Below are 10,591 nucleotides of genomic sequence, written 5' to 3'. Positions count from 1 at the left end.
GATGGCCACCGAGCAGCAGCTCCGCGACTATCTGAAGCGCGCGCTCAACGACGCCAGGCAGGCCAACAGGCGGCTGCAGGAGGTCGAGGAGAGCCGGCGCGAGCCGATCGCCGTGATCGGCATGGCCTGCCGTCTGCCCGGCAAGGTCGCCTCCCCGGACGACCTGTGGGCGCTGGTGCGCGACGGCGTGGACGCCATCACCGAGTTCCCCGACGACCGCGGCTGGGACCTGGACGCCGTCTACGACCCGGACCCGGAGCGCGTCGGCACCTCCTACACCCGGCACGGCGGATTCCTCGACACCGTGGGCGACTTCGACGCCGAGTTCTTCGGCATCTCCCCGCGCGAGGCGCTCGCCACCGACCCCCAGCACAGGCTGCTGCTGGAGTCCGCGTGGGAGGCCTTCGAACGCGCGGGCATCGACCCGCGTTCCCTCAAGGGCAGCCGTACCGCCGTCTTCGCGGGTATCGCGGGTGGCGACTACACCCCGCGACTCGGCGACGCGCCGGGCGAACTGGAGGGGTATCTCGGCATCGGTGGCCTGGACAGCGTCGCCTCGGGCCGGATCTCCTACACCTTCGGCTTCGAGGGCCCCGCCGTGACCGTCGACACGGCGTGCTCGTCGTCCCTGGTCGCCCTGCACCTGGCCGCACAGTCCCTGCGCTCGGGGGAGTCCGACCTCGCGCTCGCCGGCGGGGTGAGCGTGATGTCCACGCCGCAGGGGTTCGTCGAGTTCGCACGGCAGCGCGGGCTGTCCGCCGACGGCCGCTGCAAGGCGTTCGGCGCGGGCGCCGACGGCACGGGCTGGGCGGAGGGAGTCGGGCTGCTGCTCGTCGAGCGCCTCTCCGACGCCCGGCGCCTGGGCCATCCGGTGCTGGCCGTCCTGCGCGGTTCCGCCGTCAACCAGGACGGCGCCTCCAACGGCCTCACCGCGCCCAACGGCCCCTCGCAGCAGCGCGTCATCCGGCAGGCCCTCGAAGCCGCCGGGCTGCGCTCCGCCGACGTCGACGCCGTCGAGGCGCACGGCACCGGCACCTCCCTCGGCGACCCCATCGAGGCTCAGGCGATCCTGGCCACCTACGGACAACAGCGCGAGCCCGGGCGCCCCCTGCTGCTCGGCTCGTTGAAATCCAATATCGGCCACACCCAGGCCGCCGCCGGAGTCGCCGGCGTCATCAAGGTGATCCAGTCGCTCCGGCACGGAGTCCTCCCGCGCACCCTGCATGCCGACGAACCCACACCCTACGTCGACTGGACCGCGGGCGCGGTACGGCTGCTGACCGAGGAACAGCCCTGGCCGGCCACCGAGGTGGGCCGCCCGAGGCGCGCCGGTGTGTCCGCGTTCGGCGCGAGCGGCACCAACGCGCACGTGATCATCGAGGAGGCTCCGGCGGAGGAGGCCCCGGCGGCGGGCGCCGGCGACGCGCCGGAGACACCCGCCGGGAGCGAAACCGGCCCCCTGCCGTTCGTCCTCAGCGCGCAGACCCCCGACGCCCTGCGCGCCCAGGCGGCCCGCCTCGCCGAACGCGTGCCGCACACCCGTCCGTTGGACATCGCCTACTCGCTCGCCACCACCCGCGCACCGCTCAAGGAGCGCACCACGATCGTCGCCGACAGCCGCGACACCCTGCTGGCCGCACTGCGGGACCTCGCCGAGAAGGGCCCGGCGGACACCGCGAACGCCCACCCCGGCTCCCTGGCCGTCCTCTTCACCGGGCAGGGCAGCCAACGCAGCGGCATGGGACGGCAGTTGTACGACGCCCATCCCGTCTTCGCCGCGGCCTACGACGAGGTCGCGGCCCACCTCGACCCGCTGCTGGACCGTCCGATCGCCGAAGTGACCGCGACCGGACACCGGCTGGACGACACCGAGTACACCCAGCCCGCCCTCTTCGCCCTCCAGGTGGCCCTGTTCCGCCTCTACGAATCCTGGGGGGTCCGCCCGGACCATGTCGCCGGGCACTCCATCGGCGAGCTGACCGCCGCCCATGTGGCCGGAGTGCTGGACCTCCCGGACGCGGCGGCGCTGGTCGCCGCCCGGGCCCGGCTGATGCAGCAACTGCCCCGTGGCGGGGCGATGATGGCCGTGCAGGCCACCGAGGACGAGATCCGGGTCGAACTCGCCGCGCCGGGCCGCGCGGTGGACGTGGCAGCCGTCAACGGGCCTTCCTCCGTGGTGATCTCGGGCGACATCGAACCGGTCCTCGCGCTCGGCGCCCGCTTCGCCCAACGAAACCGGCGCACCCGACGCCTCACCGTGAGCCACGCCTTCCACTCGTCCCACATGGACGGCATGCTCACCGAGTTCGCCCGGGTGGCCAAGGGGCTCACCTACCGGGCGCCCCGGATTCCCGTCGTCTCCGACGTGACCGGCCGGATCGCGACGGACGACGAGATCACCACCGCCGACTACTGGGTACGGCACGTCAGGGAAGCCGTCCGGTTCGCGGACGTCGTACGCACGTTGGATGCGGCCGGTACCGGCACCTACCTCGAACTCGGCCCGGACGGCACGCTCACCGCCCTGGTCCGGGCCACCCTGGAGGACGCGTTCGCGCTGCCCGCGCTGCACCGCGACAAGCCGGAGGCGGAGACCGCGGTGGCCGCCCTCGGCCGGCTGCACGGCCGCGGCCGGCCCGTCGACTGGTCCGCTTTCTTCGCCGCGAGCGGCGCCCGGCGCACCGACCTGCCCACCTACGCCTTCCAGCACCGCCGCTACTGGCTGGAGCCCGGCACCACGACCCGCCCCTCCGGTCTCGGACTTGACGACGTGGGCCATCCGCTCCTCGCGGCGACCGTACCGCTGCCCGACACCGACGGCGTCCTGTTCACCGGCAGCCTCTCCCTGCGCACCCACCCATGGCTGGCCGGTCACGCCGTGCAGGGCACCGTGATCGTCCCCGGCACCGCGCTGCTCGCACTCGCCCGGCGGGCGGGTGACGAGGTCGGCCTCGACGTCATCGCCGAACTCGTGGTCGAGGGGCCGCTGGTCCTGCCGTCGCGCGGTGCCGTACAGATCCAGGTCGAGGTCGGCGCCGCCGATCCGACGGGGGCTCGCGAGGTCGTCATCCGTTCCCGAGTGCACGGCGGCGACTGGTCCCGCAACGCCACGGGCACCCTGACCGCGCCGCCCGCCGACGGGCCCGCCGAGACCGCGGACCTGATCGCCTGGCCGCCGCCCGGCGCCACCGCCGTTCCCGTCGACGACGTGTACGCCGAACTCGCTGCCTCCGGACTGGAGTACGGCCCGGCGTTCCGCGGACTGCGCGCCGCCTGGCGGGACGGCGACACCTTCTTCGCCGAAGTCGCCCTGCCCGAACCGCAGCACGCCGACGCCGCCCGTTTCGGCCTCCACCCCGCCCTGCTGGACGCCGCCGTCCATCTCACCGCGCACGACGACCTGACCGGCACTCCGGAAGGATTCAGCCGACTGCCCTTCGCCTACGCGGGAGTTCGGGTGTACGCGGACGGCGCGACCGCGCTGCGTGTACGTCTCGGCCGCACCGGCCCCGACACCCTCGCCGTCGACCTCGCGGACGGGTCGGGCGCCCCGGTCGCGACGATCACCGCACTCCACGCCCGTCTGGTGTCCGCCGGCCAACTCGCCGCCGCGCGCAGTACCGACCCCGACTCCCTGTTCCGCCTGGAATGGCGGGAGCTGGCCACCGGAGCCGGACCGGTCCCCGTACCGGACGCCGTCCACCTCGATGGAGCGGACGGGGCCGATGACGTTCCAGGACGTGTCCGCGCCGCCCTGGCCGAGGCCCTGGACCTGTTGCACCAGCATGCGGAGACGCCCTCGCCCTTGGCCGTCGTCGTCCGTGCCGCACAAGCCGTACGGGAGACCGACCAGCCGGACCTGGCCGCCGCATCCGTGTGGGGACTGCTGAGCTCCGCACAGGCCGAACAGCCCGACCGGCTGCTGCTGGTCGACACCGACGGGGCCCCGGAGAGCACCGCTCTGCTCCCCGCCGCCGTGGCAGCGGCCCGGGCGGCCGACGAACCCCGACTCGCCCTCCGCGCCGGCACCGCCTACGTCCCCCGCCTGGCGCGGGCGCCCCGGACGCCCGACGACGAGACCGCCGGCAGCGGGTGGAACCCGGACGGGACCGTCCTGATCACCGGAGGCACCGGCGTGCTCGGCGCCGCCCTCGCCCGCCACCTCGTCACACGACACGGCGTACGCCACCTCCTCCTGGCCTCACGCCGCGGCCCACAGGCCCCTGGCGCCGACGAGCTGACGTCCGAACTCAGTGCGGCGGGCGCGCAGGTCACCGTCGTGGCCGTCGACACGACCGACCGTGCCGCGCTCGCCGCGCTCATCGCCTCGGTGCCGCCCCGCCACCCGCTGACGGCCGTCGTGCACACGGCCGGCACCGTCGACGACGGCCTCGTCGACACCCTGACCCCCGACCGACTCGACACCGTGCTGCGTCCGAAGGCCGACGGCGCCTGGCATCTGCACGAACTGACCGCGCACCTCCCGCTGGACGCCTTCGTCCTCTACTCCTCCGTCGCGGCCGTCCTCGGCGGCCCCGGCCAGGGCTCCTACTCCGCGGCCAACACCTTCCTCGACGCACTCGCCGCCCACCGCCACAACCTCGGGCTGCCCGCCCAGTCCCTGGCCTGGGGCCAGTGGGAGCAGCCCAGCGGCATCACCGGCCACCTCACCGAAACCGACCTCGACCGGGCCCGCCGGGCGGGCCTGCGCACCCTGCCCACCGACCGGGGGACGCAACTCTTCGACCGCGCACACGCGTTGGCAGTGCCGTACCTGGTGCCGGCACCCCTGGACCTGGCCACACTGCGCGAGCGGCAGCCGGTCCCGGCGCTCCTGCGCGGCCTGGTGCGACCGCCCCGCCGGACGGCCCGCGCCACCACGGAAGGACCCGCGCTGTCCGCCAGGCTCGCCGGGCGAACGGCGGCGGAGCGGCAGGAGATCCTGCTCACCCTGGTCCGCGACGAGACCGCGTCCGTACTGGCCGCCCGCCCGGAAGCCGTGACGCGGGACGCTCCCTTCAACGAACTCGGGCTCGACTCGCTGGCCGCCGTGGAACTGCGCAACCGCCTCACCGCCGCCACCGGTCTGCGGCTCGCCGCCACCATCACCTTCGACCATCCCACGCCAGCGGAACTCGCCGCGTACGTCGACGAGTTGATCGGTACGGTGCAGGACTCCGGCCCCGTCGCCGCACCGCGCACCCCTGACGACGAACCCTTGTCCACGCTCTACCGGCGGCTCGCCGCCGAGGGGAAGTTCGCCGACGCCTCCGCGCTCATCGGCGTCGCCTCCGCACTGCGCGGACGGTACACGCTCGACGAACGCGCGGCGCACACCCCGCAGCCGCTGCACCTGGCACAGGGCGACCGCGACACCGCGGTCGTGTGCTTCCCCGCCCTCAGCGCCATCTCGGGACCGCACGAGTACGCCCGCTTCGGCCACGCCTTCCAGGGCGAACGCGACCTGTTCGTCGTGCCCTCGCCGGGCTGGGCGGCCGGAGACCCGCTGCCCGACAGCCTGGACACGTTCCTCACCCAGCACGTCGAGACCGTGCGCCGACTCGTCGGCGACGAGCGGCCGTTCGTCATCGTGGGACGGTCCATGGGCGGCTGCCTCGCGAGCGCGGTCACCGCCCGCCTGGAACAGGAGGGCCGCACACCGGCCGGACTCCTCCTGATCGACACCTACCCCATCGACAGCGCCGTCCGCGAGGGCATGGGGGAGTGGTGGCTGACCGCCCTGCTCACCGGCATGCTCGACCGCATCGAGGCCTACGACATGGTGTGGAGCGACGCGAGCCTGACCGCGATGGGCGGCTACAACAACATCTTCGCCCACTGGCAGCCCCGGCCCGTCGCCGCGCCGACCCTCGCGTTGCGCGCCGACACACCTCTGCGACACATGGCCGTGGACCCCACCGGCCGTGCCGACTGGCGCGCCTACTGGCCCGTGCCGCACCGCGTCGAGGACATCCCTGGCGACCACTTCACCGTACTGGAGGAGCACACCCCGACCACGGTCGAGGCTGCCCGCCAGTGGCTGCACACGCTGGAGAGCCACGCCTGAGCAGCCGCCCACCCACCCGAAGCACGAAGGAGTCGACGATGACGTCACAAGCCGCACCCGCGGCGCCGGTCACGCTGGTCACCGGGGCCGCGTCCGGAATCGGGGAGGCCACCGCGCGTCTCTTCGCCGAACGCGGTCACCGGGTGGTCGCCGTGGACGTACAGGAGGAGGGCCTGGCCAAACTGGGCACCCTGGACGGCGTGGCCACCCTCCTCGGCGACGTCGCCGAGGAATCCACCAACTCCGCCGCCGTGGAACTGGCCCTGGAACGCTTCGGGCGGCTCGACGCGGCCGTGCTGAACGCGGGCATCGGCGGGGCCGGTCCGCTGGAGTCACCCGGCGCGATCGAGCGCTTCGACCGGCTGTTCGCCGTCAACGTGCGCTCCGTCGTGCTCGGCATCCGGGCCGCCGTGCCCGCACTGCGCGCCTCGGGCGGCGGCTCGATCGTGGCGACCTCGTCCGTCTCCGGGCTGCGCGGCGACCCCGGGACCTGGGGCTACAACGCCACCAAGGCCGCCGTCATCAACCTCGTGCGGGCCACCGCCATCGACTACGCCGCCCAGAACATCCGCGTCAACGCCATCGCCCCCGGCGGCACCGCCACCGCACTGACCGCCGGCCAGATCGCGGACCCCGACTTCTCCGCACTCATCACCGGCCGCATCCCGGCCCACCGCTGGTCCGACCCCCGGGAACAGGCCGAGGTCATCTGGTTCCTGACCTCGCCCGCCGCCTCCTACGTGACCGGGGTGACCGTCCCGGTCGACGGCGGACTGAGCGCCAACGGAGGCATCCTGCCCCCGCCGCCCGCACCCGCAGCCCACTGACCCACCGAGAGAGAGCAGGCACCAAGTGAGCTCCACCCACAACAACTTCGACTTCGAGACCGAGATCGAGCGCAACAAGACCGTCGCCCGGCGCTACTTCGAGGAGTTCGTCGACGGACGCAGCCTCGACACCCTGGACGAGATCGTCGCCGCGGACGCCGCCGACGAGACACGGGTCGGCGTCGGCGGCAGCGGCACCCGCGAGGACTTCCGCGAACACGCCAAGTGGCTGTGGGAGAACGTCAAGGACGTCCACGTCACCGTCTCCGACCTGCTCGCCGAGGGCGACCGGGTGATCGTGTTCTGGAAGATCGAGGGCCTGCACACCGGCAACATCTTCGGCGTGCCCGCCACCGGCAAGCCCTTCACCGGGCACAGCATCAGCTGGCTGACCATCCGCGACGGGCAGGTCGTCCGCTACAACGTGCTGCCGGACCGCCTCGGCATCATCCAGCAGCTCGCCGAAGTACACCTGTGACGCCTTCGGCGACTCGCTGACCCCGACAACATCCGCTGCCCGGCCGCCCGTTCACGGGCCGGGCAGCGCCCGTTCTCCTTGGAGCCCTCATGTCCTCTCCTGCCGGTCTCAGTCACGACGACCTCGCCGAACTCCGGCACCTGCTCTCTCTGTTCGCTCACGTCTTCGACAACGGCGACCTCGACGGTCTTGCGGAGGTGTTCACCGAGGACGGCGTCATCATCCTGGCCGGACCGGGGCGCGAGTTCCACGGCCTCGAAGCCATCAGGGAGTTCAACCGGAGCCTGGGGGAGCGGTCCCCCGACCACCACACCCTGGACACGGTCTTCACCGTCGACCCCACCGACCCCTACGGCACCGTGCGCGCCCGCAGCCGCTACCTCGCGCTGCTCCCCGACGGCAGCGCGCACAACGGCGACTACCTCGACGTACTCGTCCGCACCCCCAAGGGGTGGCGCATCGCGCACCGGCGCTCGGTGCCCCGGTACCCGGTACGGGTCCAGTAGGGGTCCGGTAGGGGCGTGCGGCCCGTGCACCCCGGTTAATTTCGTGCCATTCCCCCACGTCATCAGCCGGTCGGCCGTACGCCGCCCTTCCCGCCCGCAACACACCGGAGTTCCCACATGCCCGTCAACCGCTCCAGAGCCCTCGTCCTGGCCGCCGCCGGTTCACTGTTCCTCGCGGCCTGCTCCGGTGCCGGCGACACCGACGGCGCGGCGGCCGGCGCCACCGGAAAACCGGTGAGCGGCGGCTCGTTGACCTACGCCGTGGACACCGAGCCGGTGTCCTTCGACATCCACGCCAGCCCGCAGGACATCACCGGCGCCATCCAGCGCAACGTCTTCGACTCGCTCGTCTACCAGGACTCCAAGGGTGACTTCCACCCCTGGCTCGCCACCAAGTGGTCGGCGTCCAAGGACCTGAAGACCTACACCTTCCACCTGCGCGACGACGTGAAGTTCACGGACGGCACCGCCTTCGACGCCGAGGCGGTCAAGGTCAACTTCGACCGGATCGTCAACAAGTCGACGAAGTCCCAGTACGCGTCCAGCCTCCTGGGCCCCTACACCGGCACGACCGTCGTCGACGCCCACACCGTCGAGGTCCACTTCTCGGCCCCCGTCGCCTCTTTCCTCCAAGCCGCCAGCACCCCCTACCTCGGGTTCTACTCGCCGGCCGCCATCAAGAAGTACGGCAGCAAGCTCAGCGCGGGCGGCGCCGCCGACGTGGGCACCGGCCCCTTCAAGTTCACCAGCTACACCAAGGGGCAGAGCGTCGTCCTGACCCGCAACCCCGCCTACAAGTGGGCCCCTTCGACCGCCGCCCACACCGGCCCCGCCTACCTGGACAAGCTCACCATCCGCTTCCTGTCCCAGGACGCCACCCGCGTCGGCGCCCTCACCAGCGGCCAGGTCCAGGTGGCCGACCCCATCCCGCCCGCCGACGTCAAGACCGTCGAGGCGAACTCGCAGCTGCAGGTCCTCACCACCGACGCGCCCGGAGCCAACTACGCGCTCGTCCTGAACACCACCCAGAAGCCTCTCGACGACATCCGCGTCCGCAGGGCCATCCTGCGCGGCATCGACATCGACACCGCCGTCAAGAGCGTGTACTTCGGCGTCTACAAGCGCGCCTGGGGTCCCATCTCGCCGACAACGCCGTACTACGACAAGGCCCTTGAGAACACCTGGACGTACGACCCCACCCTCGCCGCCAAGTCGCTGGACGAGGCCGGCTGGACCGGCCGCGACTCCGACGGATACCGCACCAAGAACGGCAAGCGCCTCAGCATCGAATGGCCGCTCATGCCGCAGGAGTACATCCGCGAACAGCGCGACACCCTCGGCCAGGCCATCCAGGCCGACCTGAAGAAGCTCGGCATCGAGATCAAGCGCCCCCGCCTCGACATCGGCACCTACATCGCCAAGGTCTACGGCGGTCAGGAGGGCATCGCCGACTACAGCTGGGCGCGCTTCGACCCCGACGTGCTGCGCCTGTACTTCAACAGCTCCAGCGACCCCCGCAAGGGCGGCCAGAACGCGACCTTCTACAAGGACGCCGACCTCGACAAGTGGACCGACGACGCGCAGACCACCCTGGACAAGAACACCCGCCAGGACCTCTACGCCAAGACCCAGCAGCGCGCCATCGACCTGGCGCTGGAGGTCCCGCTCTATGTGCGCACCGCCGTCGTCGGCGTCGCCTCCGACGTCCACGGCCTGAAGACCGACCCGAACACCTGGGCGAACTTCTACGACACCTGGATCGGCAAGTGAACCTGCCCGCACTGCTCAGGGCGATCGTCAAACGCCTGGTCGCCGCGCTGGCCGTGCTCTTCGGCGCGGCGACCCTGGCCTTCCTGACACTCCAGCTCATCCCCGGAGACCCGGTGGCCGTCATGCTCGGACCGGGCAATGCCGCGAGCCCGCAGATCCGCGCCGAGATCACCCACGAGTACGGCCTCGACCGCTCGCCGGCCGAGCAGTACCTGCACTACCTCGGCAACCTGCTGAGCGGGAACCTCGGCGCGTCGTACCAGCTCCAGCGTCCGGTGACGGACCTGATCGGCGACCAGCTCTGGCCCACCGTCCAACTCGCCCTGTTCGCCCTGCTCCTGGCGGTCACCGCGGCCCTCGCACTGGCGACGGCCACCGCCGGACGCCACCCGGCCCTGCGCGCCGCCGCCTCCCTCGCCGAACTCCTCGCCGCGTCCACCCCGGCCTACTGGACGGGCATCCTGCTGCTGACGGCGTTCTCCTTCCAGCTGCGGATCTTCCCGGTCGCCGGAGCACAGGACTTCGCCTCCCTCGTCCTACCCGCCGTCACCCTCGCACTGTCGTTGGCGGGGGTACTGGCCCAGGTGCTGCGCGAGGGCCTCGAAGCCGCCCTCGCGCAGCCGTTCGTGGTGACCGCCCGCGCCCGGGGGCTCAGCGACACCGCCGTACGGCTCCGGCACGTGCTGCGCCACGCCGCGATCCCCCTGGTCACCCTCACCGGCTGGCTCACCGGCTCGCTGCTCGGCGGCGCGGTCCTGGTCGAGACGGTCTTCGGCCGCCCGGGCATCGGCGCGCTCACCCTCCAGGCCGCCACCAACAAGGACATCCCCTTGGTGATCGGTCTCGTGCTGCTGTCCGCCCTGGTCTTCGTCGTCCTGTCCACCGTGATCGACCTGCTGTACCTCGTCATCGACCCCCGTCTCAGGACCCGTTGACATGTCCC

The 10,591-nt window shown here is 72.2% G+C and carries 5 protein-coding genes and 1 pseudogene; all 6 read left to right on the top strand.

What is annotated here, in order from left to right:
- Positions 1-19: 19 nt before the first annotated feature.
- Positions 20-6,067, top strand: a pseudogene (locus ACFY0P_RS45035) (SDR family NAD(P)-dependent oxidoreductase); the annotation flags it as partial.
- A 38-nt stretch (positions 6,068-6,105) separates the two neighbouring features.
- Positions 6,106-6,894, top strand: coding sequence for an SDR family NAD(P)-dependent oxidoreductase (locus ACFY0P_RS45030; protein ID WP_388927734.1), 789 nt, complete (start codon positions 6,106-6,108; stop codon positions 6,892-6,894).
- 25 nt (positions 6,895-6,919) lie between these two features.
- Positions 6,920-7,372, top strand: coding sequence for an ester cyclase (locus ACFY0P_RS45025; RefSeq protein WP_388927731.1), 453 nt, complete (start codon positions 6,920-6,922; stop codon positions 7,370-7,372).
- An 89-nt stretch (positions 7,373-7,461) separates the two neighbouring features.
- A complete protein-coding gene (locus tag ACFY0P_RS45020) occupies positions 7,462-7,878 on the top strand; it encodes a nuclear transport factor 2 family protein (RefSeq protein WP_388927728.1) in 417 nt (138 codons plus the stop codon).
- Between the two features lie 117 nt (positions 7,879-7,995).
- Positions 7,996-9,648: an ABC transporter substrate-binding protein gene (locus ACFY0P_RS45015; RefSeq protein WP_388927725.1), complete on the top strand. Its 1,653-nt coding sequence runs from the start codon at positions 7,996-7,998 to the stop codon at positions 9,646-9,648.
- Positions 9,645-10,583 (top strand): ABC transporter permease, encoded by a 939-nt coding sequence (locus ACFY0P_RS45010; RefSeq protein ID WP_388927723.1) that lies wholly within the window; start codon positions 9,645-9,647, stop codon positions 10,581-10,583. The genes ACFY0P_RS45015 and ACFY0P_RS45010 overlap by 4 nt, the downstream gene beginning before the upstream one ends.
- Positions 10,584-10,591: the final 8 nt, after the last annotated feature.

The sequence above is a fragment of the Streptomyces sp. NPDC001714 genome (assembly GCF_042892755.1).
Classification (GTDB): Bacteria; Actinomycetota; Actinomycetes; order Streptomycetales; family Streptomycetaceae; genus Streptomyces.
Note: the sequence above shows the minus strand (reverse complement) of the source record. Positions and strands in the feature narration are given on the sequence as shown.

Bases quoted from the DNA above. Each gene is read 5' to 3' on its own strand.
- ACFY0P_RS45030 (WP_388927734.1), top strand. From the start codon at position 6,106: ATGACGTCACAAGCCGCACCCGCGGCGCCGGTCACGCTGGTCACCGGG.
- ACFY0P_RS45020 (WP_388927728.1), top strand. From the start codon at position 7,462: ATGTCCTCTCCTGCCGGTCTCAGTCACGACGACCTCGCCGAACTCCGG.
- ACFY0P_RS45015 (WP_388927725.1), top strand. From the start codon at position 7,996: ATGCCCGTCAACCGCTCCAGAGCCCTCGTCCTGGCCGCCGCCGGTTCA.